The following is a 22,906-nucleotide window of genomic DNA, read 5'->3' on the forward strand; positions in this document are numbered from 1 at the left end:
CCGTTCGAACGGGCTTACCGCGCTCCGCTCAGAGCAGTCCTTGCTCGGCAAATAGCGCCTTCAGATCGGCCTCGGGACGGGCGCCGATATGGCTGATGACCTCGGACGCGGCGATGCAGCCCATGCGACCGCAGCTCTCCAGATCGTGTCCGTTGGTCAGCGCCCACAGAAACGCGCCCGCGAACAGATCGCCCGCGCCGGTGGCATCCACGATCTGAACCGGCATCGCCGGGGCGTGCCAGCGGTCATTTCCAGAAACGATATGTGCGCCGTTTTCACTATCGGTGCAGGCCACGATCTCGACCTCGGCGGCGGCTTGCGCCAGCGCCGCGTCGAAATCTTCGGTCTGGTACATCGACAGCAATTCGGAGCGGTTGCAGAACAGAAGGTCGGTGTGGTCCTTGATCAGCCCGCGAAAGGCGTCGCGGTGGCGGTCCACGCAGAACGGATCGCTGAGCGTGATCGACACGCGCCCGCCCGCGCCTTTGCACGCAGCAATGGCTTTGTCGAACGCGGCGACGGAGGCCGGGCCGTCGAACCGGTAGCCTTCCAGGTAAATCCAATCCGCGTCGGCGCATTGATCCGCGTCGACATCATCGGGGCCAAGGAATTCGGTCACCCCGAGATAGGTGTTCATCGACCGCTCGCCATCCGGGGTAACCAGCACAATGCAGCGCCCGGTTTCGGCCTCGTGATCCTTGGGGGCCAAAGGGGTCTCGTAGGTGGCGCCTTGCGCGCGCAGATCGTGGGAGAAGATCGCGCCGAGCTGGTCGTCCTTGACCTTGCCCACATACGCCGTCGCGCCGCCCAGATGGGCGATGCCCGCGATGGTGTTGGCCGCCGAGCCGCCCGAGATCTCCTTGGCGGGGCCGATCAGGTCATATAGCGCCACACCGCGTTCGCGATCGGTGAGCTGCATGATCCCCTTGCCGATGCCGTTCTCGGCCAGGAATTCATCCGTGGAGGACGACAGCACGTCGACCATGGCGTTGCCGATACCGACAACTTGAAACGTCTTACTCATGGGTCTTCTCCTCGGAGGTACACAGATCACGGATGATACAATTGGCGCAGACCGGCTTGCGGGCCTTGCAGACGTAGCGGCCATGCAGGATCAGCCAGTGGTGGGCGTGCTGCTGGAAGCGCACGGGGATGTGGTCCTCGATCGCGCGCTCGACCACATCAACATTTTTGCCGGGGCAGATGCCCGTGCGGTTGCCGACGCGAAAAATGTGGGTGTCGACCGCCTGGGACGGGTGCTTCCACCACATGTTCAGCACGACATTGGCGGTCTTGCGCCCAACGCCGGGCAGCGCAGTCAGGGCCGCGCGCGACGACGGGACCTCGCCGCCATACTCGTCGACCAGAATGCGGCTGAGCTTCATGACGTTCTTGGCCTTGTTGCGGTAGAGGCCGATCGTCTTGATATGCGCGATCAGCTTCTCTTCGCCCAGATCGAGCATCTTCTGGGGCGTGTCGGCAATCTTGAACAGCGCCTCGGTCGCCTTGTTCACCCCGACATCGGTGGCCTGCGCGGACAAGGCGACGGCCACGACGAGCGTGTAGGCGTTGACGTGGTTCAACTCTCCCTCCGGGGCGGGGTCGGACGCCTCGAACCGCGAGAAAATCTCGTGGATCGTGTGGTAGTCGAGCTGTTTGGCAGGCTTTGTCATCGCGCGCGGGTATGCCCGCTTGGCGCGCGCACGGCAAGGGGGCGGGATGGATCAAGTTTTAGCTAAAGAAGGCTAGGCGTTTCAGGAAGGCTTTACGTAGATACGTCAAACCCAAGACCGATGTAGCGCAACAGGACACTGCCATGCCCCTCGCCACTGCCCCGATTCCGGCCGACCCCGTTGCGGAACCGCGCCGCGACAGCGATCTGTCCGCGCAGGCCTTGCCGATTTCGGGTTTTGGGGCGGGTACCGTAGTGACGACGGATGACGGGCCGGTGCCGGTGGAATGGCTGCGGCGGGGCGACAAGGTGCAGACCTTCGGCGGCGGCTTCAAGCCGGTGCGCTGGATCGGGCGCGACTGCTTGTGGGCAGAGCCGCAGCAGGTGCCTGCAGTGCGCCTGCCGGTGCTCAGCGGCGTGACGGAAGACAGCCCGATGAACCCGCTAATCGCCGCGCGGCATAGGGTGGTGCTGACCGGCTGGCAGGTGGAGCTGTATTTCGGGCTGGAGTCCATGCTGGTGGAAGCCAAGTATGTGAGCCCCGCGCAGATTTGTTTCCCGGACCGGGCGACGAGCAAGGCGTCTTGCATGCATCTGCTGTTCGAAGCGCCCGAGATCATTCAGGCCAATGGCGCGTGGGTCGAAACGATGCAGCTGAGTAGCGGCGCGACGCAGTGCCTGCGCGAGGATGCGGCGGAGAAGATCGACCGGCTGGATCTTGATCTCGCCGCCCATGCGCAGCCCGCGATGGGCGTCATGCACGGGTGGGAAGCGCAGCAGTTGGGGCTTGATTTGGCCGCGATGCTGGATTGCGATCCGCTGAGCATCGCGCGGGCCTGATCCCGCGCCCAGCGCCGCAATGCGCAAAATGCGGGTCGCGGCGGCAAAGCGCGTCGCATAGCTTGGGCCCATGGAACACAAAACCGATCATATCACCCATGACCACGCAGCGCAGGTGGAAGCCAGCTACCATTACGGGTTGGTGAAACGCGCGATTGAAGCGGTGGATGAGGCCAAGGATGGCCCGCTGTCGCTGGACGCGCTGGCTGCCGAGATGCGGATGAGCCCTGCGCATTTCCAACGGGTTTTCAGCAAATGGGCGGGCGTGTCGCCTGGGCGTCTGCAACAGTACCTACGCCTCGGCCATGCCAAGGCGATGTTGGAGGCGCGCTTCACGACGCTGGAGACCGCCGACAGCGTTGGCCTGTCGAGCAGCGGGCGCTTGCACGATCTGTTCGTCAAATGGGAAGCGATGAGCCCCGGTGAGTTCGCCCGCAAGGGCGACGGGCTGACGATCTATTGGGGCTGGTTTGAAAGCCCCTTTGGCCCGGCGCTGGTGATGGGCACCGAGAAAGGCATCTGCGGGATCGGCTTTGCGGCCGAGACCGGCGAGGCGGCGGCGATGGAGGATTTGACCAGCCGCTGGCCCAAAGCCACCTACGTGGAAGATCCGATGATGTTGCGCCCTTGGGTGATGGACGCCTTTGGGGCGACGCCGGACAAGCCGTCGGACGCGCCGCTCTACCTGATCGGTGCGCCGTTCCAGATCAAGGTCTGGGAGGCTTTGCTTAAGGTGCCGACAGGTCACGTCACGACCTATTCGGAGATCGCGGCAACCGTAGGCAACCGCAAGGCGGTGCGCGCGGTGGGCACGGCGGTGGGGCGCAACCCGATCAGCTGGCTGATCCCCTGCCACCGCGCCTTGCGCAAATCGGGCGGCCTGGGCGGCTACCATTGGGGCCTGCCCGTCAAACGGGCGATGCTGGCTTACGAGACCGCGCTGACCGACGCCTGAACGCGCGGCACGCGCGGGCGAAAACCCGCCGAGCGGCGCAACATTTCAAAGAAGTGACCTCGTCGGCGGGACCCCGCCGGGCCACACATTTGTGTGAGTTGTAAGTGTGGCCCGCAGTCCCAATCTTAGGCTTCGTCTTGCCGCATGTCGTGGCGCAACAAGGACCTGTGACTTATGAAACCTGCCATTCTCGCCCTGCCCGCCGCGGCCTTTCTGCTGACCGCCTGCGATGCCTCTGATCCCAACCAGCGCGCCAAGAACGGCGCTTTGATCGGGGCTGCGGTTGGCGGCGCGCTAGGGGCGAACTCGACCTCTGACAACAAGTTGGAACGCGGCATCATCGGGGCTGCCATTGGTGGCGCCATCGGCGGCGCGGTGGGCAACGAACTTGATAAACAGGCGGATGACCTGCGCCGCGATCTTGATAGCGACGAGATCGGCGTTGTGAACACCGGCACCGAGCTGCGCGTGACCATGCCGCAGGACCTGCTGTTTGCGACCGACAGCGACCGGCTGCGCGGCGATCTGGTGGCCGATCTGCGGGCGGTTGCGGGCAACCTCAACGACTACCCAAACTCGACCGTAATCGTTGTGGGCCACACCGACAGCACTGGCGAGGCGGGCTATAACCAGCGCCTGTCGGAGCGTCGGGCCCAGACCGTTGCTGGCGTGTTGCGGTCTTCTGGCGTGTCGGGCAACCGCCTGCGCACCGTGGGTCAGGGCGAAAGCCAGCCTGTTGCCTCGAACGACAGCGCATCTGGCCGCGCCCAGAACCGCCGGGTGGAGATCATCATCCGCCCGACCAACACCTAAGAGCAGTGGAGCCCGGGCGGGTGGCATGATTTTGCCTGCCCGGGTTTTCCCCTTAACAGACAGGTGATTTTCGCCTATTCTCAGGGCTATAACGCACGTCGGCAAACGGCGGCACCCACAGAGACCTGAGGCAGGTAACATGACCATCAAACCCATCGCGGCGCTGGCCGCAGTGGCGCTCGCTGCGAGCGCTTGCACCACAGACAGCCTTTCCGACGTAAACAAGTCCCAGACCGGCGCCGTTATTGGCGGCGCAATCGGTGGCCTGATCGGCGCGTCAAGCGACGACAACAAACTGATCAAGGGCGTCGTTGGCGCGGGCATTGGCGCCGCCGCGGGCGGCTTCATCGGCCACCAGCTGGACAAGCAGGCGCAGGATCTGCGCCGCGACATCGGCAATGAAGACATCGAGATCACCAACACCGGCGACGAGCTGCGCGTGACCATGCCGCAGGATCTGCTGTTTGCGTCCGACAGCTCGACCCTGCGCTCGGACCTGCGGGCCGATCTGGAAGCGCTGGCGAACAACCTGCGCGACTACCCGGACACGACGGTCAACATCGTGGGCCACACCGACGACACCGGCTCGGAGAGCTACAATTACGACCTGTCGGAGCGCCGCGCGCAATCGGTGGCCTTCACGCTGGAAGATGCGGGCGTGTCGCCGTCGCGCATCCGCTCTTGGGGCCAGGGCGAGAGCCGCCCGGTCGCGTCCAACCTGACCGAAGAGGGCAAGGCGCAGAACCGCCGCGTCGACATCATCATCCGGCCCAACGCCGCCTGATTGAGCCCCAAAGCTGCATCAACGGCCCCTGCGCGCGCGGGGGCCGTTTTTTGTTGTTTCACTGGGGTTCTGGTCATATAAATTGACCAATTCGGGAGGTTTGCGATGCCATTTCAGAAAATCGAGGCGGAGAAGCTGTCCACAGCCGTGGTCCGCCAGATCGAGCTTTTGATCCTGCGCGGCATCCTCAAGCCCGGCGAGCGCCTTCCGTCGGAGCGCGAAATGGCCGAAAAAATGGGCGTGTCGCGCCCGTCACTGCGCGAAGCGGTAGCCCATCTGCAAGAGCGTGGATTGCTGGCGACCAAGGCAGGCGCGGGCATATACGTGGCGGAGGTCGTGGGCGCGGCCTTCTCCGACGCACTGGTGCAACTGTTTGCCGACCACGACGAGGCGGTGTTCGACTACATCTCCTTTCGCCGCGATCTCGAAGGGCTGGCAGCGGCACGCGCCGCGCGTATGGGCTCAGACACGGACTTGACGGTGGTCGACACGATCTTCCGCAAAATGGAAGCGGCCCACACCAAACGAAACCCGGCGGAAGAGGCGCAGCTCGATGCCGAATTCCATCTGGCCATCATCGAGGCCAGCCATAATGTCATCATGCTGCACATGATGCGCGCGATGTTCCAGATGCTGCGCGAAGGCGTGTTCTACAACCGCCAGATGATGTTCAAGCAGCGCACCACCCGCGACACGCTTCTGGACCAGCACCGCGCCATCAATGAGGCGCTGCAGGCCCGCGACGAAGCGGGCGCCCGCGCTGCGGTCGAGGCGCATCTCACTTACGTCGAGGACAGTTTGTCAGACAGCCAGAAGGCGTCACGCAATGAAGCGATCGCCAAACAAAGGCTGGAATACGAAAACTCCCGCTAGGTCTTCAGCGGCGCGCCCCCGGCAAAGGAATTGCCGTTCTGGTAATCGCAGGGCTCTTCTTGCATCTGCAGATGCAGCCCCTGCCCCGTCCACGGATTGGCGCGCGCCAGATCCTCGTTCAGCTCTATCCCGAGGCCCGGGGTCTGCGGCGGCGTGATGAAACCGTTCTCGACCGCGATGGCGCCGCCGATCAGGTCGCGGTGGAAGTCAGTCTCGATCGTCTCGCACATCAACAGGTTCGGCAGGGACGCGCCGAGATGGATGTTGGCGGCCCACTCGACGGGCCCGGCATAAAGGTGCGGGGCCATTTCCGCGTTGAAAACCTCTGCCAGCGCGGCCAGCTTCTTCATCTCCCAGATGCCGCCAGCGCGGCCCAAGGCGGGCTGCAGGATTTTGACGCCGCCGGTGCGCAGGAGCGTGGCAAACTCGGCCTTGGTCGTCAGGCGTTCACCCGCAGAGATCGGGATGGCGACGGCGCGGGCGACCTCGGCAAATTCGAGCGCGTTGTCGGGCGGCAGCGGCTCTTCGAACCAGAGCGGCTGGTAAGGCTCGATCGCGCGGCCCATGCGGATCGCGCCTGCGGTGTTGAACTGCCCGTGGGTGCCAAAGAGCAGGTCGGCGCGGTCGCCGACCGCCTCGCGGATGGCCTTGCAAAAGGCGACCGACAGGGACAGGTCGAACATTGCAGGTTGGTGACCAGCGTGGATCGTGTAGGGGCCAGCCGGATCGAACTTGACGGCCGTATAGCCGCGATCCACCGCATCAATGGCGGCTTCCGCGGCCATCTCGGGCGAGGTCCAGAAATCCGTCAGATCATGATGCGGCAGCGGGTAGAGATAGGTGTAGGCGCGCACGCGCGGGTTCATCATGCCGCCGAGCAAGGCCCAAACGGGGCGCTCCCGCGCCTTGCCAAGAATGTCCCAACAGGCGATCTCCAGCCCCGAGAACGCGCCCATCACTGTGGGATCGGGGCGCTGCGTGAAGCCGGATGAATAGGCGCGGCGGAACATCCATTCGACGTTCTCGGCGCTCTCACCCGCCATATGCCGGGTGAACACATCCTCGATCACCGCGCGCATAGCGTCGGGGCCGACGGCGGAGGCATAGACCTCCCCCACGCCGGTGATGCCGCAGGCAGTCGTGACCTTGACGAAGATCCAATATTGCCCGCCCCAGCCGGGGGCCGGGGGTGAGGTAACGATGATGTCGAGGTCCTGAAGCTTCAGCATGTCGGGGCCCTATTTGAACACGATGACATTGCGTCGGGCGGCACCGGATCGGGTATCGGCGATGGCCTCGTTGATCTGGTCGAGAGACCAACGGCCGGAGACCAACTCGTCGAGCTTCAGGCGGCCCTGCTGGTACAGATCCACCATCCATGGAATGTCGCGCCGCAAGACGACGTCCCCCATCTTCGAGCCCTTCATCCCCTGCCCCAGCGCCCCGAGGATCACGGGCTCGTAGCGCGCCATATCGCCCGAATGCGGCAGACCCACAATATACATGTTGCCACTTGCCGCCAGATAGCGCGGCGCGGCCTCGAACGCGGGGATCGCGCCCACGGTCACGAGGACGGCATCGGCCATGCGGCCATTGGTGATCTCGGCGACGCGCGCCCATGGTGCTTCGTCAGTCGCGAGAACCCCGTCCGTTGCGCCGAATTCGCGCGCGACATCGAGCTTCTCTGGCACCATATCGACCGCGATGATGCGTGCGGCCCCCGCGATGGCCGCGCCCTGAATGGCATTCAACCCGACCCCGCCCGCGCCGATGACGACCACGGTTTGGCCCGGACGGACATTCGCCGTGTTCACCGCAGCGCCCACCCCCGTGATCACGCCGCATGACAGAAGGCACGCCGCGTCCATCGCCATGTCATCGGGGATGCGCGCAATCTGGCTTTGGTCGACCACCGCGCGTTCGGCAAAGGCCCCGCAGGCCAGCCCGTGTTCCAACGCGCCGCCCGTGGCAGTGGTGAGCGGCCCGGCCATTTTGTCATAGGGGGTCGCGCATTGCGTGGGCACGCCCGACGCACACGGCGCGCAAGCGGCGCAGGACCGGATCAGGGTGACGAGCACCGCGTCGCCAACCGCATAACCGGTCACGCCGTCCCCCAATGCGGTGATCCGCCCCGACGCCTCGTGTCCGTAGACTGCGGGCAGATTGCCACCCCAGCCGCCATCAAGATATGAAATATCCGAAAAGCAGATTGCGCAGGCCTCTAGCGTGACCTCGACCTCGCCCGCAATCGGCGCGCGCAGCTCGACCTCCTCCACACTCAGGGGCGCGCCAAAGCTGTGGCAAACTGCGGCTCGTATTGTCGTCATGGCGGTCGTCCTGTCGTTCAAACTTCGCTGACCCTCGACGCCAAACACGGCCTTCGCAAGCGCGATTTTCAATTTGATTGACAGTGCCAATCAAATTCCTCCAAGCTGCCCGGTAACAGGGAGGGGCGAATGCGCACTCAGGTTGCCATCATCGGCGGCGGCCCATCGGGCATGCTGCTGTCCCGCTTGCTGCGTCTGGCGGGTATCGACAGCGTTGTGCTGGAGCGGCGCACGCGCGCCTACGTGCTGTCGCGCATCCGCGCAGGTGTACTGGAATGGGGCACGGTTGAGATGCTGAAGCACGCCAATCTCGGCGCACGGATGCAGAGCGAGGGTTTCGTTCACACCGGCACTTACCTTGCCGCGCAGAATCGCGGCTTTCGCATCGATTTCGATGCGCTCATTGGCAAGAAGGTCATGGTTTACGGCCAGACCGAAGTGACGCGCGATCTGTATGATGCCCATGGTGACGCGGTGATCCACGAGGTGGACGGCGTCACGCCGGGCGGGCTCGACACCGATGCGCCTTTCGTGACCTACACGAAGGATGGCACCGAGCACCGCATTGATTGCGACTTCGTGGCGGGCTGTGACGGCTTCCACGGCGTCTCGCGCAAGGCGATCCCGACGCACGTGTTGCAGGAGTTCGAGCGGGTTTACCCCTTTGGCTGGCTCGGCGTTTTGTCCGAGACGCCCCCCGTGTCCGACGAGCTGATCTACGCCAACCACGCCCGCGGCTTTGCGCTGTGTTCGATGCGCAACGCGGCGCTCAGCCGCTACTACATTCAAGCCCTGGTCGATGACCCGCTGGAGAAGTGGAGCGATGCCGCTTTCTGGGACGAGCTGAAACGCCGCATCCCAGAGGACGCCGCCGACACGTTGGTCACTGGCCCCAGCATCGAGAAATCCATTGCCCCGCTGCGCTCTTACGTGGCGGAGCCAATGCGGTGGGGGCGGCTGTTTCTGGTGGGCGATGCCGCCCATATCGTGCCGCCGACAGGGGCGAAGGGGCTGAACTTGGCCGTGTCGGATGTGCATTACTTGTTCGAGGGGCTGACGCAGCACTATCAGGGCGATGACCATGGGCTGGACTGTTATTCCGAGCGCGCGTTGGCGCGGGTCTGGAAGGCCGTGCGGTTCTCGTGGTGGATGACAACCAAGCTGCACCGCTTCCCCGATCAAACCGCGTTTGATCAGCGTATCCAAGAGGCGGAATTGAGCTATCTGGAACACTCGACCGCGGCCCAGACGGAGCTGGCGGAGAACTACGTGGGACTACCCTATTGAAGATCGACCTTGGCCATATCTCGCTGAACGTGCGTGAGGATGGCAACCCCTCCGGCCAGCCGGTGTTGTTTTCCAACTCGCTGGGCACGTCGCTGGAGCTGTGGGACAAGATCATCCCCCGCCTGCCGTCCAACCTGCGGCTGATCCGCTATGACATGCGCGGGCATGGCGGCTCGGACGTGCCGGAGCCGCCCTATTCCATGGGGTCGCTGATCCGCGATGCGGAGATGCTTCTGGACCATCTGCATGTCCGCGATTGCGTCTTCGTGGGCCTGTCCATTGGCGGGATGATCGCGCAAGGGCTCGCGACCAAACGGCTCGATCAGATCCGAGCGCTGGTGCTGTCGAACACGGCGCCGAAGATGGGCACGGCGCAGCTGTGGCAGGACCGCATGGATGCGATCCGGACGGGCGGGCTCGAGTCCATGGCCGATGCGGTGATGGAGCGGTGGTTTTCCCGCGCCTTCCGCGCGACGCCGGAGCTGGCGGAGTGGCGCAAGATGCTCACCGACACGCCACAGGACGGCTATCTGGGCGCATGTGCCGCGATCGCGGGCACCGACTTCTATACGCAGACCGCGGCGCTGACCCTGCCGACGCTGGTGATTGCGGGCTCCGATGACGGGGCCTCACCCCCCGATCTGGTGCGCGAGACGCATGAGTTGATCAAGGGCTCGCGGTTCGAGCTGATCCGCCGCGCGGGCCACCTGCCCTGCGTCGAACAACCCGAGGCCTTCGCGGATCACGTGTCACAATTCTTGAGCGATATCGGGCACATCTGACCCCGTGTAACGCTTGCCTTGAAGGCCGCGCGGCTTCAAGAGTGGGCGGATGAAGTCGAACCTGCCCATCACATTCATCCTGATCACGGTCGTGATCGATGCCATGGGCATTGGCCTGATCCTGCCCGTGATGCCGGATCTGATCCGCGACGTGGGGCAGACGGATATCTCTGGCGCGGCGCTGTGGGGCGGCATCCTGTCGGCGACCTTCGCGCTGATGCAGTTTCTGTTCTCGCCCACCATCGGGGCGCTGTCGGACCGGTTCGGACGGCGCTCAGTCTTGCTGACCTCCAACGGGGTGATGGCGCTGGATTATGTGATCATGGCGCTCGCGGGCACGATGTGGCTGCTGCTGCTGGGCCGGGTGATCGGCGGCATCACCGCGGCGACCCAGGCGACCGCGTCGGCCTTCATGGCCGACATCTCCCCGCGCGAGAAGAAGGCGCAGAATTTCGGGCTGATCGGCGCAGCATTCGGGGTAGGGTTCGTGCTGGGCCCGGTGATCGGCGGATTGCTGGCAGAGCTTGGCCCGCGCGCGCCGTTCTGGGCGGCGGGGGCACTGGCGGCGGCGAATTTCCTGTTCGGCTACCTCATCTTGCCCGAAACCTTGAAGCCCGAGAACCGCCGCCCCTTCGATCTGTCCCGCGCGAACCCGGTGGGCGGGTTGGAGGCTATTGCGAAGCTTCCGGGCCTTGGCGCGCTGCTGGCCGTTTACTTTTTCTACCAGGTCGCAAACATGGTCTATCCGGCGATCTGGGCCTACTACACGGCGGCAAACTTCAACTGGTCGCCGGGCATGATCGGCGCGTCGCTGGCGATCTACGGCATCTCGATCGCGGTGACCCAGGCGGTGCTGATCCGCTGGGTGATCGCGCGACTGGGCGAGCGGCGCACGGTGGTTTGGGGCCTTGTCTATAACGCCGGAACCTTGTGCATGATGGCTTTCATCTCCAACGGTTGGCTGCTGCTGGCGCTGACGCCGATGGCGGCGTTTGGCGCGGTCGTCGCACCCGCGTTGCAGGGCATCATGTCGGGCGAAGCGCCGGACAACCAGCAAGGCGAGCTGCAAGGGGTGATGTCGTCGATCAACGCACTTGGCATGATCTTCGCGCCGTTGATGTTTACCAAAGTGTTCTCGATCTTCACCGCGTCGGATGCTCCGATTTTCCTGCCCGGCGCGGCTTACTTGCTGGCGATGGCGCTGATGCTGACGGCTTGGGTGACGGTCGCGAGCGCGCTCAGGCGTCCCACAACCGCAGATGCGCCATGATCTGCCCGTGGTCGGACGCGAGCTTGTTGTAGGGCGCTTCGGGGTGTGAGCCGTCAGTCAGGTGGTCATTAAACACCGAGAAGTAATTCATCTCGCCGATCTGCTCCTCGCCACCCACGAAATGCGGACTGAGCAGGATCTGGTCGATGCTTTCAAACACGCCACCGAAGGCCGAGGTGTAGACCATATCGCGCATGGATTTGCGCACGAAAAGCTTTTCGCAGCTCTCCAGCCGAACCTGCTCAATCGCACCGCGGATCAATTCGTCCTCGGCATCGGTGTAGCGCTCATTGGCGCGCTTGGCGTCGTGCCGCCGCAGCCATGCGTAGTTTTTGAACGGGCGTTCGCCGGCGAGAATTTCCGAACTGACGGCACTGTCGCTGTCGTTCAGATCGCCCATGACGATCACCGGATAGCCCTTCTTAATCTCGCGCACCACGAGGCGGCGCAGCACCCAGGCTTCCGCCATGCGACGCACTGCAGACCGTAGCGAGCCCAGCGCTCGGCCCACCGGATCGTAGTTAATGAGATCGACCTCTGGCACGCTGCCATCGGGGCGCGCGACAAACTCGCCGAGCTTGGATTTCAGGTGGCAGTTGAACACCGTGATTACTTGGCCACCGACGGGGATGCGCGCCTTGAGGATCGGTCGCGAGAGGCGGTCGAGCCGGAACATCCCGCCATCCCCGCCCGCCATCGTGCCGAAGGGAATTTCGAGCACCGGGTCGATTTCCTGAATCACCTCGGGCGTGCCCTTGAAGCCAAAGCGCGAGATCATTGCGACGCCCGGACGGCGCTGGCCGGGCGCGCCATCACTCAGGTTTGGTGCGAAGGCCAAGGCGGCGTGCTGGTAGTCGGTATAGGCCAGCTTGCGGAAAATCGCCTTGCGCGCGTAGCGTTTGGAGCGGTCTGGCACGGCGTCATCGTTGGAGGCCATGCCGCGCCTGTCCGCCTCGACGATGACCTTCTGCAGCGCCTCTTTCTCGAAGATTTCCTGGAAGCCGATGATGTCAGCGTTCAGCGTAAACACCTGATCTGCAAGCCAATCTTCCTTCCAAGCGTGCTCTTCTTGGGTGTATTTCTCGAAGCGGTAGTATTCCTGCTCGGGGCCGATAAGGTTTTTCACATTGAAGCTGGCTATGGTGAAATCGGTCATGTCGCGTCTCCGTATTTCTCCAGCGCCATTTGGAAAACGTCCGCGTCGACATTGCCGCCGGAGGCCACGGCGATGACGTCATCGCCCGCAATCTGGTCACCGTGATAAAGCGCCGCGGCGAGCGCGATTGCGCCGCCGGGCTCGAGCACGATTTTAAGCCGGGCGAAGGCCACGACCATCGCACGAAGGCAGTCTTCCTCTGGCACGACCAGGCCAGGGCCGCACAGACGGTGCAAGATCGGGAAGGTGATATTGCCGGGCTGCTGCGTGATAATCGCGTCGCAGAGCGAGCCGGAGACCTGCGCGTTGCGCTCGATCCGGCCGCTGACAAGCGAGCGGGTCACGTCATCAAAGCCTTCCGGCTCGACCGGGCGTATGGTTAATTCCGGGGCTTTGGCCTCCAACGCCAAAGCGATGCCGGAGGTCAGTCCCCCGCCCCCGCAACACACCAGCACTTCGGATGCGTTCGCGCCGAGCTCCGCCGCCTGTTCGGCGATTTCCAACCCGACGCTTCCCTGCCCTGCGATCACCTGCGGCTCGTCGAACGGTTTGACGAGGGTCAGGCCGCGTTCTTCGGACAGGCGCGCGCCGATCTCGTCGCGGTCCTCGGTCTCGCGGTCATACAGCACGACCTCTGCGCCGAGTGCCTTCGTGTTCTCGATCTTCATCACCGGCGCGTCGGCGGGCATGATGATCACAGCGCTCGTACCATGTTCCCGCGCGGCCAAAGCGACCCCTTGCGCGTGGTTGCCGCTGGAAATCGCGATGACCCCCGCCTTGAGCGCATTATCGGTTAACGCCGAGAGCGCGGACCACGCCCCGCGGAATTTGAAAGAGCCGGTGTGCTGCAGTGCTTCGGTCTTCAAAAACACACGCCGCCCGGCGATCTCGTCGACGAAGGGCGAGGTCAACATCGGGGTGCGCCGCGCGTGGCCTTTCAGCCGCACGGCGGCGGCTTCGATCAAGTCGATATTCACTGCATTTCCTCAATCCAGGCGCGGATCACCAGAACGCTTTCTGGCTCGTCTAAGAATGGTACGTGGCCGCGGTCGGGAATCTCTGCGACCAGCATATCGGGGCGGCGGTCGGCCATTTTCGCGGCTGTCTCTGCCGTCAGAAGGTCGGAATTTGCGCCGCGGATCAGGGCCGTCGGCAGGCCTTCGAGCGCGTCGAAAAAGGGCCAGAGATCCGGATTCAGATTGCCCGATTGCCCCAACACGCCTTCGCGCAGGCCAGGATCGTAGTTAATATCAAGGCCCTCATCCGTCTCGACATAATGCTTCTCAGCCTCGGCGCGCCAGCGCTCAACGGGCACATTTTCGAACCCTGCCATGAGCTTGGCGCGTTCTACCGTCGCCTCCTCCATGGTACGAAACGTGGGTCTGCGGCCAAGGTAATTCTTTATGGCATCGAGCCCCGGCGCGGCGATCTCTGGCCCAATGTCGTTCAGGCAGACGCCGAACAGGCGCTCCTTGACCGTCGCCGCGAGCCCCATGGCGATGATGCCGCCGCGCGACGTGCCGAGGATCGCGGCCTTCTCGATCCCGAGATGGTCGAGCAGCGCCAGCACATCCGCGCCCTCCTGCATCAAGGTGTAGGTTTCGGGCGCGGACCAGCCGGATTTGCCGCGCCCGCGATAATCCATGCGGATCATCCGCACGTCCCCCAGATGCGGCGCGATGTAGTCGAAATCGGTGCTGTTACGGGTAAGTCCGGCGAGGCAGAGAACCGGAAGCCCCGCGCCATCATCGGTGTAGTAAATCGGGACGCCATCGGCGGCGGTGAACGTGCTCACAGCGCACCCGCCAATTCTGGAATCGTAGTTAAGTCGGGCAGGATATGGGCGGGCGTCCATGGCAGTCGATCGACCGGCTCGCCCGCGCGATTGACCCACGCGGTTGTGAAGCCGTAGCCCGTCGCGCAGCCCGCATCCCAGCCGTTGGACGAGACGAACAACACCTCGTCCTTGGCGCAGCCGAATTCCGTGCCGACCATGTCATAGACGGCTGCAGCGGGCTTGAAGATGCCCACATTTTCGACCGACAACACCGCATCGAGCGTGTCGCCAATGCCCGCAGAGGTGACCGCGCCCTCAAGCATGTCGGGCGAGCCGTTGGACAGGATCGCGGTCTTCAGCCCGGCGGCTTTCAGGTGGGCCAGCATGAAGGGGACCTCTTTGTAAGCGCGCAGCTCCCAATAGAGCGCGAGGAGCCGCTCACGCAGTTCCAGATCATCGAGATCGTTGGCCTCCATCGCCCAGTCGAGCCCGTTTTGAGTGACGTCCCAGAAATCGCAATGATCGCCCGTGACCGCCCGCAGCCACGTGTATTGCAGCTGCTTCAGCCGCCAGTCATTTGCAAGCTTCTGCCAGCAGGCGGCCAGCGCGTCGCGCCCGGGCTCTTCGGCGGCCTGCCGGGCCGCGGCAGAAACATCGAAGAGCGTGCCATAGGCATCAAAAACGCAGGTGGTGATCGGCATGGGGCGTCCTCCTTCTTGTGCGCGAGAGTGGCACAGGGGACGCGAAAGGCAACCGCTTATAGGAAGCGCATGACCATGGAATAGCCGCCCCACAGATGGGCGCCCGCGGTGAACAGGTAGGCCGACAGCGCCAGGATACCTTGGCCTTTCGTCAGGCCCGCTTTCTGGATCCAGGCTTCCGACCAGGAGAACAGCGACTGCGCGCCGAGGATGGCGAAGAAGAACAGCGCCATGGATTGCATCGCGACGGCGGAGGCGGCGAGGGCGGCGCTCATGGCGATGGTGACGTAGGACGTGGCCCCCGGCGCGAAGGTGTCGGTCAGGATGCGCACGCAGCGCCCCCCGTCGAGCGGCCAGAAGGGCAGCAGGTTGAAGAAGTTCAGCGCGCCGGTGACAATGGCGAAGATCCACAGGAATTCCGCCGCCTGATGCGAGAACGGCGCGACCATCTCGGACAGGGCGTAGGCCAGCGCCATGGGTGCCAAACAGATGCCGGGACCCATCAGCGTGATGAAGAAGTCATGCGCCTGCGTTTCGGGGGCGCGGTCAGAAATCGCCACGCCGCCCATCAGCGGGATCAGGCGGAAGCGCGCGTCGTCATGGCCCGCAATGCGGTAGGCGGCCACATGACCGAACTCGTGGATCATCACGGAGAATACGATGGCGACGCCGTAGAGCGGCCCGAAATACCAAGCGGCGGCAACGAAGGCCAAGACGCCCAAGCCCAAGCTTTCGATATCCATGCCGACCACGGTCAGCCCCCGGTCGGACACCAGCCCGCCCCGCAGGGTATACAGCATCATCACGCACAAAACGCAGGTGGCCAGAAGCGCCAACATCGCCAAATCCTCTCAAACTTAGAGGCGAGAGAACACGCATAACGTGGCCAAAGAAGGACCATCGATTGGCTTCATCTTGGCTAAAATATTCAAGATCGACGGGGGCCGACGCTCAGGCCGGTGGCCCGATTATGCACCAAGTCTTCTCCGCGCAGGAGCGGCCAGAGATGGGTCATCCACATCGCGACGATGCCCGCGAGCGTGCAGAGCAGAACGAAACCCGAAGGCGGGACGGCACCGCGCAAGGCTGCGGCCTCGAGCGCCAGCGCGAACAAGCCCAGCGCCAGCAAAGGCCAGAGGCGGCGCAGCTCGCGGCAGGCGTGGCAGCCGGTGCCGTAAACGCTCAAGCCCAGCAGGCGCTTACCCGGTGTGGCCCCGCGTAGCGCCGTCGAGACGACCAACAGGATGAAACTCGCCACCGCCAGCACGCCCGCGTCCGACAAGGGCAGGAACAGGTCGAGGACCAGCATCACCGGGAAGAAATCGACGCAGAACGCCGCAAGCCGTCGCAGGGTCAGAAACGGCGCAGCCGCGCTCAAAGGTTCTCCGGCTGCGGCATGCCAAGCACGTGATAGCCGCCATCGACGCGAATGATCTCGCCCGTGGTGCAGGCGCCCGCGTCCGACGCCAGATAGACGGCGGTGCCGCCCACGGCCTCGAGCGTGGCATTGGCGCGCATGGGGGCATTGGCCTCGGTCTGGCGGAATGTGCGCCGCGCGCCGCCGATGGCGGCCCCTGCAAGTGTCTTCATAGGACCCGGCGAGATGGCGTTCACGCGGATACCGTCGGGACCGAGATCATTTGCGAGGTAGCGCACGGTGCTCTCTAGCGCGGCCTTGGCCACGCCCATCACGTTGTAGAATGGCGTCACCCGGTTGGATCCCTGATAGGTCAGCGTCAGCAACGTGCCGCCCTCCGTCATCAACGGGGCAGCGCGGCGGGCGACGTCGATCAGCGAGTAGCACGAGATCACCATGGAGTTCTTGAAATTGTCGCGCGAGGTGTTGATGAAGCGCCCGGTCAGCTCGTTCTTGTCGGAGAACGCGATGGCGTGGACGACGAAATCGAGCGTGCCCCATTTCTCCTTCAGCCCGTCAAAGCAGGCATCGAGCGAGGCATCATCGGTCACGTCCACATCGACCAGAAAGTCCGAGCCGAGGGAAGCCGCCAGCGGCTCGACTCGTTTGCCGAAGGCCTCGCCCTGATAGGAAAACGCCAGCTCCGCGCCCTCCGCCGCCATTGCCTTGGCGATGCCCCATGCGATGGAGCGCTCGTTGGCGACCCCCATAATGAGGCCGCGCTTGCCCTGCATTGATCCGGCCATTTCCCTACCCTTTGAACTTGGAAAGCAACATGGACCCGTTGGTCCCACCGAACCCGAAAGAGTTGGTCATCACGGTGTCGAGGCCTGCGTTCTCGACCATCTCGGTGGCAATCTCGGCGGGCTTGAGCGCGGGATCGAGCGTCTCGACATTGATCGAGGGTGCGATGAAATCGCCGTCGAGCATCAGCAGGCAGTAGATCGCCTCCTGCGCGCCGGTGGCGCCCTGGCTGTGGCCCGTCATCGACTTGGTGCTGGAAATCGGCGGCGTGCTGCCATCGCCGAAGACCCGGCGCACGGCCTCGACCTCGCCCACGTCGCCCACCGGGGTCGAGGTGCCATGGGCGTTGATATAGCTCACGGACCGGCCTTCGGGGATGGTGTCCAGCGCGATGCGCATCGCGCGCTCGCCGCCCTCGCCCGATGGCGCGACCATATCCGCGCCGTCTGATGTCGCGCCGAAGCCTGTCACCTCTGCGTAGATCTTTGCGCCGCGTGCCTGGGCGCGTTCCAGCTCCTCGAGCACGACGATGCCGCCGCCGCCCGCAATCACGAAGCCGTCGCGGTCCGCGTCGAAGGCGCGGGAGGCGCGTTCGGGCGTGTCGTTGTATTTGCTGCTCATCGCGCCCATCGCATCGAACAGGCAGGAAAGCGTCCAGTCCAGCTCTTCCCCGCCGCCTGCGAACATCACGTCCTGCTTGCCCAGCATGATCTGCTCGCTCGCAGCCCCGATGCAATGCAGGGAGGTCGAGCAGGCGGAGGTGATCGAGTAGTTGATACCCTTGATCTTGAAGGAGGTCGCCAAGTTGGCAGAGATGGTGGACGACATGGTCTTGGGCACCGCGAAGGGCCCGATCCGCTTGGTCGCGCCGGTGTTGAGCACCGATTGGTGCGCGGCGAACATGGCGCTGGTGGACGGGCCGCCAGAGCCCGCGATCAGACCGGTGCGCGGGTTCACGACGTCATCCTCCGACAACCCAGCATCGGCGATCGCTTGCGTCATGGCGATGTAAGCATAGGCCGCGCCGGGGCCCATGAAGCGCAGGGCGCGCTTGTCGACGTGCTCTTTAATGTCGATCTTGAGGGTGCCTGCGACCTGACTGCGAAAGCCGTGCTCGGCCATCTCGGGGCTGGCCTCGATGCCGGAGGTGCCCGCCTTCAGGGCGGCGGTGACCTCCGCTGCGGAATTTCCGATCGGGCTGACGATCCCTAGCCCGGTGACGACGACGCGGCGCATGGGCGCACTCCTCTTTCAAGCCGTTATCTCATGTAGGACGGGCGAGCCGGGGGGTGCAAGCAGGAAGGGTCGGTGCCCTCAGCTCTCGCTGAGCGCGACCTTCATGTCCTTGACCTCGTAGATCACCTCGCCGTCGGCCTCGACGATGCCGTCGGCCACGCCCATGGTCAGGCGGCGGGTCTGAACCGCCTTGGTGAAGTCGATCTTGTAGGTCAGCATCTTGCGGTCGGGGCGCACCATGCCCTTGAGCTTCACCTCACCCACGCCCAGCGCATAGCCGCGCCCGGTCCAGCCGCGCCAGCCGAGGTTGAAGCCGGTCAGCTGCCACAGACCATCAAGGCCAAGGCAGCCGGGCATGATCGGGTTGCCGGGAAAGTGACACTCGAAGAACCACAAGTCCGGCGTGATGTCGAACTCCGCCAGAACGTGCCCCTTGCCATGGGCCCCGCCGTCGCCGGAGATATCGGTGATCCGGTCCATCATCAGCATGGGCGGCTCCGGCAGCTGCGCATTGCCGGGCCCGAAGAGCTCGCCGCGCGCGCATTTCAGAAGGTCGTCCTTGCCGAAGCTTGTCGGGTAATCCGCCATGCCACTTGCCCCTGTTTTCCCATCTCATATCCTGTCGCCCCGTCTAGCACCGCCGCTTTGGGGCGTGCAAGGCCCGGCACTCGGCCTACCTGCGACTGAATTTCATTTGAAAAAAGGGGGCAGGACACCCTATATGGGTAATAAGCAAAGAGGAATTCCGTCCGATGACGACCGAGAGCATCAAACGTGGCACCGATTGGCTGGCAGGCGCCGGTCTGCGTCCGACGCGTCAGCGCGTGGCATTGGCCGAGCTGCTGGTGGGTGACGGGCAGCACCGGCACATCACGGCCGAAAGCCTCTATGCCTCTGCGTCCGAGAGGACGGATGGCGTGTCGCTGGCGACCGTCTACAACACGCTCAAGGCGTTCTCCGAGGCGGGGCTGATCCGCGAGATCATGGTGGACGGCACGAAAAGCTACTTCGACACCCGCGTCGACGATCACCCGCATTTCTTCTGGGAAGACGACGGTCACCTGACCGATGCACCGAAGGAGCAGCTTGAGATCAGCGCATTGCCAGACGCCCCTGCAGGCACTGAGATTTCCAAGGTCGATGTCGTTATTCGCGTCCGCCGCACGTAGCGCGGCCCTTGCGGGCGCGTTGTGCTGTGCAGCAGCAACCGCACCCCACGCCCACCCCCATGTCTATATCGACGCCGGTCTTGAGGTCATCGTTGACGAGACGGGCCGTCTGACGCACGTGCGCGTCAGTTGGCGCTACGATCAATTCTATTCCCTGCTGATCGCCGAAGAGCGCAAGGTCGACGGCGACGGCGACGGCAACACAGAGGCGGATGAAGAGATTTGGCTTGCCGGGTTCGACATGTTCTGGGCGCCGGATTATTCCGGCGATCTGGTGGTCAGGCTCGACGGGCAGCCGCTGGTTCTGTCCCGCCCGATGGAGCCCACCGCGCAGATGCGCGACGGTCAGATCACCACCAGCCACCTGCGCGAGGTCACGGGCCAGCCCGTGATCGGCGCCGACATGGTGTCGATCAAGGTGTTCGACGAAAGCTACTACACGGCGTTCACCCTCTCCTTGCCGGTGTCCCTTACTGGACCGGACGCCTGCACGCTTGAGCGGATCGAGCCCAACATCGACGGCGAACTTGCGGCAATGCAGGCGATGCTGCTGAGCATCGACGCAGACGCCGATCTTGAAGAAATGGACATTCCGCTGGCCGGGGAGAAATTCGCCACTGACGTGCGGATTACCTGCCAAGGGCTCGGCTAAACCGCCCCGAAATCTCACAGAATGAACCTTTCGGCCCATTGGTGCGTTAGTGTGCGCACTTTAACGGAAGGCCTGTCCCGTGGAACCAGTATCCATACTCTTCACCCAGCTGCGCGAAATCGCGCGCGGCACCATCGAAATCCTGCCGCAGCTGGCAGTCTCGCTTTTCGTCGTCCTTCTGACTTGGGGGATCAGCAAACTGGCGCAATCGATCATCCGCAAGGTGCTCAGCAGCACCGGGATGCGCCAAAGCCTGAAAGAACTGTTCCAGTTGCTCACCGCCATCTTCGTCTGGGTCGTCGGGCTGATGATCGCCGCCGTCATCCTGTTTCCGGGCCTGACACCCGCCAGCATCCTCGCCGGGCTCGGCATCGGGTCAGTCGCGATCGGCTTCGCTTTCAAGGACGTGTTCGAGAACTTCCTCGCGGGCATCATCATCCTGTTCCGCCGCGAGATGCGGATCGGGGATCATGTCGAGTGCGAGGGGATCGAGGGCAAAGTGACCCACATCGCCATCCGCGAAAGCCATATCCGCCAGACGGACGGGCAGTTGGTCATCGTTCCGAACTCGATCCTGTTCAAGAACCCCGTTGTCGTGCGCACGGATCAGGATCAGCGGCGCGTCACGGTGATCTGCGGCGTGGCCTATGATGTAGACATCGACAAGGCGCGCGGCGTGATTGAGGACGCCGTGAAGTCCTGTGACACGGTGATCACCGACGACAAGCCAGTGCAGATTTTCGCGCAGGAGTTCGGGTCGTCCTCGATCAATTTCGAGGTGACGTGGTGGACCGGCTCAGAGCCCGTCGATATCCGCCGCTCCCGCGATCAAGTGGTCGCTGGCGTCAAGCGCGCGCTGGATGATGCGGGGATCGAGATTCCGTTCCCCTACCGCACGCTCACTTTTAAGGAGCCGTTGCCGTTGGAAGATAGGTGCAGCGACGCGCAGGATATCGCCGCCGAATAAAGGAAAAAGCCGCGCTCTAGGGCGCGGCTTTCTCTTTAGTTTCCGTAAGCCACCGAGGGCAGCCACGTCGTGAGCGCCGGGAACTCGAACACGATGAAGAGCCCGAGGATTTGCAGCATCACGAAGGGGATCACGCCCTTGTAGATGTGGCTGAGCGACACGCCCGGCGGGCAGACGCCCTTGAGATAGAACAGCGCAAAGCCCACAGGTGGCGTGAGGAACGATGTCTGCAACGTCACCGCTACAAGGATCGCGAACCACACCACGGCCGGGTCACGCACCTGATCGAAGCCCGGCACCGCCAGCTCCAGTCCGACGATAATCGGCAGCATCAGTGGCATGATGATGATCGTGATCTCGATCCAGTCCAACAGGAAGCCCAGCAGGAACACGATGAACAGGATGAACAGCACAATCATGTAAGGGTCGTCGAAGGTGGACAGCACGAGGTTCTGGATGATCTCGTCCCCGCCGTAGCGGCGCAGCACGAAAGCGAAGAAGTTTGCGGCCAGGAAGATACCCACGATGTAGCCCGCGGTATTGAGCGTCGAGCGGGACACTTCTTTGAGAACCGTGTAGTTCAACTTGCCGTTCATCGCCGCGAGGATCGTCGCACCAAACGCGCCCAGACCGGACGCCTCGGTCGGCGTCGCGAAGCCCGCGAAGATCGAACCCAGCACCAGCAGGATCAGGAACATCGGCGGCACCACGGCCAGCAACACCTCCTTGATCACCGGCCAGCCGACCTCGTCGGTCTTCTCGGGCGCGGGCATCGAATTGGGGCTGATGAAGCCGTAGATCACGATGAAAACGATATAAAGCGCGCCGAGGATCAGGCCCGGAAACAGCGCGCCCATGAACAAATCGCCCAGGCTGATCGCCAGCTGGTCGGACATGATCACCAGCATGATCGACGGCGGGATCAGGATGCCAAGGGTGCCTGCCGAGGCAATCGTGCCGGTCGCAATCGGCTTGGAGTAGTTCTGCGCCATCATCGCCGGCAGCGCCATCACGCCCAGCAGGGTCACGGAGGCCCCGATCACGCCGGTGGAGGCGGCGAGGATGATGCCGATCAGCAGCACCGTCAGCGACAAGCCGCCCTTCAGCGAGCCGAAGAGCTTCTGCATCGACTGCATCATCCGCTGGGCCACGCCGGACTGGTCCAGCATCAACCCCATGAAGATGAACATCGGTAGGGCCACCAGCACGGGGTTCTTGACGATGTTGCCGAACAGACGGCCCGACAAAGCGCCCAGCTTCTGGTAGTCGATGCCGGTGCGGTCGAACTCGATATATTCCTGCAGCACCCGGCGGTACGGGTCCAATGCCACCTCGGCAAAGAGCGCAAAGATCAGCGAAATGCCAACCAGCGCGTAAGCCACGGGCACCCCGCGGAAGAGCAGGAAGATGAAGCCCAGGAACATGGCCAACACGGCCAGCTCGTTGAGGGTCAGGATCTGCCCGATGAATTCCAGAATGAACAT

General features: G+C 63.7%; 25 protein-coding genes. 11 read left to right on the forward strand and 14 right to left on the reverse strand.

Annotation, left to right across the window (positions count from 1 at the left end; translation table 11 throughout):
• Positions 1-28: 28 nt before the first annotated feature.
• Positions 29-1,024 (reverse strand): adenosine kinase, encoded by a 996-nt coding sequence (locus C8N43_RS17650; protein WP_107847053.1) that lies wholly within the window; start codon positions 1,022-1,024, stop codon positions 29-31.
• Positions 1,017-1,673 carry an endonuclease III gene (gene nth, locus C8N43_RS17655; RefSeq protein ID WP_107847054.1) on the reverse strand — a complete coding sequence of 219 codons (657 nt, stop codon included), beginning with the start codon at positions 1,671-1,673 and terminating at the stop codon, positions 1,017-1,019. The genes C8N43_RS17650 and nth overlap by 8 nt, the downstream gene beginning before the upstream one ends.
• A gap of 143 nt (positions 1,674-1,816) precedes the next feature.
• On the opposite strand from nth, the gene C8N43_RS17660 reads away from it, so the two are divergent.
• The 5 genes from C8N43_RS17660 to C8N43_RS17680 all read left to right on the forward strand — a co-directional run bounded on the left by C8N43_RS17660 (position 1,817) and on the right by C8N43_RS17680 (position 5,937).
• Positions 1,817-2,512: a Hint domain-containing protein gene (locus tag C8N43_RS17660; RefSeq protein ID WP_107847055.1), complete on the forward strand. Its 696-nt coding sequence runs from the start codon at positions 1,817-1,819 to the stop codon at positions 2,510-2,512.
• A gap of 70 nt (positions 2,513-2,582) precedes the next feature.
• A complete protein-coding gene (locus tag C8N43_RS17665) occupies positions 2,583-3,467 on the forward strand; it encodes a methylated-DNA--[protein]-cysteine S-methyltransferase (protein ID WP_107847056.1) in 885 nt (294 codons plus the stop codon).
• A gap of 174 nt (positions 3,468-3,641) precedes the next feature.
• The gene (locus tag C8N43_RS17670) at positions 3,642-4,280 is read left to right on the forward strand and encodes a YiaD family glycine zipper/OmpA-like lipoprotein (RefSeq protein ID WP_107847057.1); all 639 of its coding nucleotides are present in this window, start codon (positions 3,642-3,644) and stop codon (positions 4,278-4,280) included.
• Between the two features lie 139 nt (positions 4,281-4,419).
• Positions 4,420-5,064: a YiaD family glycine zipper/OmpA-like lipoprotein gene (locus C8N43_RS17675; RefSeq protein WP_107847058.1), complete on the forward strand. Its 645-nt coding sequence runs from the start codon at positions 4,420-4,422 to the stop codon at positions 5,062-5,064.
• A 105-nt stretch (positions 5,065-5,169) separates the two neighbouring features.
• A complete protein-coding gene (locus C8N43_RS17680; protein WP_107847059.1) occupies positions 5,170-5,937 on the forward strand; it encodes a FadR/GntR family transcriptional regulator in 768 nt (255 codons plus the stop codon).
• On the opposite strand, the gene C8N43_RS17685 is transcribed toward C8N43_RS17680, so the two are convergent.
• Both C8N43_RS17685 and C8N43_RS17690 read right to left on the reverse strand, forming a co-directional pair.
• Positions 5,934-7,163 carry a mandelate racemase/muconate lactonizing enzyme family protein gene (locus tag C8N43_RS17685; RefSeq protein WP_107847357.1) on the reverse strand — a complete coding sequence of 410 codons (1,230 nt, stop codon included), beginning with the start codon at positions 7,161-7,163 and terminating at the stop codon, positions 5,934-5,936. The genes C8N43_RS17680 and C8N43_RS17685 overlap by 4 nt on opposite strands.
• A gap of 12 nt (positions 7,164-7,175) precedes the next feature.
• The gene (locus C8N43_RS17690) at positions 7,176-8,264 is read right to left on the reverse strand and encodes an alcohol dehydrogenase catalytic domain-containing protein (protein ID WP_107847359.1); all 1,089 of its coding nucleotides are present in this window, start codon (positions 8,262-8,264) and stop codon (positions 7,176-7,178) included.
• A 129-nt stretch (positions 8,265-8,393) separates the two neighbouring features.
• Here C8N43_RS17690 and pobA point away from each other — a divergent pair, with 129 nt between their 5' ends.
• From pobA to C8N43_RS17705, 3 genes are read left to right on the forward strand one after another with little or no spacing between them, the layout of a single operon-like run.
• Entirely contained in the window at positions 8,394-9,551 is a 1,158-nt protein-coding gene (gene pobA / locus C8N43_RS17695) for a 4-hydroxybenzoate 3-monooxygenase (protein ID WP_107847060.1), read from the forward strand.
• The gene (gene pcaD / locus C8N43_RS17700) at positions 9,548-10,333 is read left to right on the forward strand and encodes a 3-oxoadipate enol-lactonase (RefSeq protein WP_107847061.1); all 786 of its coding nucleotides are present in this window, start codon (positions 9,548-9,550) and stop codon (positions 10,331-10,333) included. The genes pobA and pcaD overlap by 4 nt, the downstream gene beginning before the upstream one ends.
• A 49-nt stretch (positions 10,334-10,382) precedes the next feature.
• The gene (locus tag C8N43_RS17705) at positions 10,383-11,603 is read left to right on the forward strand and encodes a TCR/Tet family MFS transporter (protein ID WP_107847062.1); all 1,221 of its coding nucleotides are present in this window, start codon (positions 10,383-10,385) and stop codon (positions 11,601-11,603) included.
• On the opposite strand, the gene C8N43_RS17710 is transcribed toward C8N43_RS17705, so the two are convergent.
• The 9 genes from C8N43_RS17710 to fabA all read right to left on the reverse strand — a co-directional run bounded on the left by C8N43_RS17710 (position 11,572) and on the right by fabA (position 19,222).
• Complete coding sequence (locus C8N43_RS17710) at positions 11,572-12,759, reverse strand: endonuclease/exonuclease/phosphatase family protein (RefSeq protein WP_107847063.1); 1,188 nt, start codon at positions 12,757-12,759, stop codon at positions 11,572-11,574. The two genes, C8N43_RS17705 and C8N43_RS17710, sit on opposite strands and share 32 nt — an antisense overlap.
• Positions 12,756-13,736: a threonine ammonia-lyase gene (locus C8N43_RS17715; protein WP_107847064.1), complete on the reverse strand. Its 981-nt coding sequence runs from the start codon at positions 13,734-13,736 to the stop codon at positions 12,756-12,758. Before C8N43_RS17715 ends, C8N43_RS17710 begins: the two co-directional genes overlap by 4 nt.
• Entirely contained in the window at positions 13,733-14,554 is an 822-nt protein-coding gene (locus tag C8N43_RS17720) for an alpha/beta fold hydrolase (protein ID WP_107847065.1), read from the reverse strand. The genes C8N43_RS17715 and C8N43_RS17720 overlap by 4 nt, the downstream gene beginning before the upstream one ends.
• A complete protein-coding gene (locus C8N43_RS17725; protein WP_107847066.1) occupies positions 14,551-15,237 on the reverse strand; it encodes a haloacid dehalogenase type II in 687 nt (228 codons plus the stop codon). The genes C8N43_RS17720 and C8N43_RS17725 overlap by 4 nt, the downstream gene beginning before the upstream one ends.
• 56 nt (positions 15,238-15,293) lie before the next feature.
• Positions 15,294-16,076 carry a metalloprotease gene (locus C8N43_RS17730; RefSeq protein ID WP_107847067.1) on the reverse strand — a complete coding sequence of 261 codons (783 nt, stop codon included), beginning with the start codon at positions 16,074-16,076 and terminating at the stop codon, positions 15,294-15,296.
• A gap of 89 nt (positions 16,077-16,165) precedes the next feature.
• Complete coding sequence (locus tag C8N43_RS17735; RefSeq protein ID WP_107847068.1) at positions 16,166-16,615, reverse strand: RDD family protein; 450 nt, start codon at positions 16,613-16,615, stop codon at positions 16,166-16,168.
• The gene (locus C8N43_RS17740; RefSeq protein WP_107847069.1) at positions 16,612-17,400 is read right to left on the reverse strand and encodes an enoyl-ACP reductase FabI; all 789 of its coding nucleotides are present in this window, start codon (positions 17,398-17,400) and stop codon (positions 16,612-16,614) included. Before C8N43_RS17740 ends, C8N43_RS17735 begins: the two co-directional genes overlap by 4 nt.
• A gap of 4 nt (positions 17,401-17,404) precedes the next feature.
• Positions 17,405-18,634, reverse strand: a complete 1,230-nt coding sequence (gene fabB, locus C8N43_RS17745) for a beta-ketoacyl-ACP synthase I (protein ID WP_107847070.1) — start codon at positions 18,632-18,634, stop codon at positions 17,405-17,407.
• Between the two features lie 78 nt (positions 18,635-18,712).
• Positions 18,713-19,222, reverse strand: a complete 510-nt coding sequence (gene fabA / locus C8N43_RS17750; RefSeq protein ID WP_107847071.1) for a bifunctional 3-hydroxydecanoyl-ACP dehydratase/trans-2-decenoyl-ACP isomerase — start codon at positions 19,220-19,222, stop codon at positions 18,713-18,715.
• Positions 19,223-19,386: 164 nt separating this feature from the next.
• Here fabA and irrA point away from each other — a divergent pair, with 164 nt between their 5' ends.
• From irrA to C8N43_RS17765, 3 genes are all read left to right on the forward strand, one after another.
• Positions 19,387-19,803 (forward strand): iron response transcriptional regulator IrrA, encoded by a 417-nt coding sequence (gene irrA / locus C8N43_RS17755; protein WP_107847072.1) that lies wholly within the window; start codon positions 19,387-19,389, stop codon positions 19,801-19,803.
• A complete protein-coding gene (locus tag C8N43_RS17760; protein WP_107847073.1) occupies positions 19,775-20,455 on the forward strand; it encodes a DUF1007 family protein in 681 nt (226 codons plus the stop codon). The genes irrA and C8N43_RS17760 overlap by 29 nt, the downstream gene beginning before the upstream one ends.
• A gap of 79 nt (positions 20,456-20,534) precedes the next feature.
• Positions 20,535-21,422 carry a mechanosensitive ion channel family protein gene (locus tag C8N43_RS17765; protein ID WP_107847074.1) on the forward strand — a complete coding sequence of 296 codons (888 nt, stop codon included), beginning with the start codon at positions 20,535-20,537 and terminating at the stop codon, positions 21,420-21,422.
• A gap of 35 nt (positions 21,423-21,457) precedes the next feature.
• Here C8N43_RS17765 and C8N43_RS17770 read toward each other — a convergent pair whose 3' ends face one another.
• On the reverse strand, positions 21,458-22,906 hold the full coding sequence (locus C8N43_RS17770) for a TRAP transporter large permease (RefSeq protein ID WP_107847075.1): 1,449 nt from the start codon (positions 22,904-22,906) through the stop codon (positions 21,458-21,460).

Origin of the sequence: Litoreibacter ponti, assembly GCF_003054285.1 — a bacterium.
In the GTDB taxonomy this organism is placed as follows: domain Bacteria; phylum Pseudomonadota; class Alphaproteobacteria; order Rhodobacterales; family Rhodobacteraceae; genus Litoreibacter; species Litoreibacter ponti.

Bases quoted from the DNA above. Each gene is read 5' to 3' on its own strand.
- C8N43_RS17710 (WP_107847063.1), bottom strand. From the start codon at position 12,759: ATGACCGATTTCACCATAGCCAGCTTCAATGTGAAAAACCTTATCGGC.
- fabA (WP_107847071.1), bottom strand. From the start codon at position 19,222: ATGGCGGATTACCCGACAAGCTTCGGCAAGGACGACCTTCTGAAATGC.
- C8N43_RS17670 (WP_107847057.1), top strand. From the start codon at position 3,642: ATGAAACCTGCCATTCTCGCCCTGCCCGCCGCGGCCTTTCTGCTGACC.
- C8N43_RS17665 (WP_107847056.1), top strand. From the start codon at position 2,583: ATGGAACACAAAACCGATCATATCACCCATGACCACGCAGCGCAGGTG.
- irrA (WP_107847072.1), top strand. From the start codon at position 19,387: ATGACGACCGAGAGCATCAAACGTGGCACCGATTGGCTGGCAGGCGCC.
- C8N43_RS17680 (WP_107847059.1), top strand. From the start codon at position 5,170: ATGCCATTTCAGAAAATCGAGGCGGAGAAGCTGTCCACAGCCGTGGTC.
- C8N43_RS17760 (WP_107847073.1), top strand. From the start codon at position 19,775: ATGTCGTTATTCGCGTCCGCCGCACGTAGCGCGGCCCTTGCGGGCGCG.
- C8N43_RS17675 (WP_107847058.1), top strand. From the start codon at position 4,420: ATGACCATCAAACCCATCGCGGCGCTGGCCGCAGTGGCGCTCGCTGCG.
- C8N43_RS17650 (WP_107847053.1), bottom strand. From the start codon at position 1,024: ATGAGTAAGACGTTTCAAGTTGTCGGTATCGGCAACGCCATGGTCGAC.
- C8N43_RS17740 (WP_107847069.1), bottom strand. From the start codon at position 17,400: ATGGCCGGATCAATGCAGGGCAAGCGCGGCCTCATTATGGGGGTCGCC.
- pobA (WP_107847060.1), top strand. From the start codon at position 8,394: ATGCGCACTCAGGTTGCCATCATCGGCGGCGGCCCATCGGGCATGCTG.
- fabB (WP_107847070.1), bottom strand. From the start codon at position 18,634: ATGCGCCGCGTCGTCGTCACCGGGCTAGGGATCGTCAGCCCGATCGGA.
- C8N43_RS17730 (WP_107847067.1), bottom strand. From the start codon at position 16,076: ATGTTGGCGCTTCTGGCCACCTGCGTTTTGTGCGTGATGATGCTGTAT.
- C8N43_RS17770 (WP_107847075.1), bottom strand. From the start codon at position 22,906: ATGTTCATTCTGGAATTCATCGGGCAGATCCTGACCCTCAACGAGCTG.
- nth (WP_107847054.1), bottom strand. From the start codon at position 1,673: ATGACAAAGCCTGCCAAACAGCTCGACTACCACACGATCCACGAGATT.
- C8N43_RS17705 (WP_107847062.1), top strand. From the start codon at position 10,383: ATGAAGTCGAACCTGCCCATCACATTCATCCTGATCACGGTCGTGATC.
- C8N43_RS17725 (WP_107847066.1), bottom strand. From the start codon at position 15,237: ATGCCGATCACCACCTGCGTTTTTGATGCCTATGGCACGCTCTTCGAT.
- C8N43_RS17690 (WP_107847359.1), bottom strand. From the start codon at position 8,264: ATGACGACAATACGAGCCGCAGTTTGCCACAGCTTTGGCGCGCCCCTG.
- C8N43_RS17660 (WP_107847055.1), top strand. From the start codon at position 1,817: ATGCCCCTCGCCACTGCCCCGATTCCGGCCGACCCCGTTGCGGAACCG.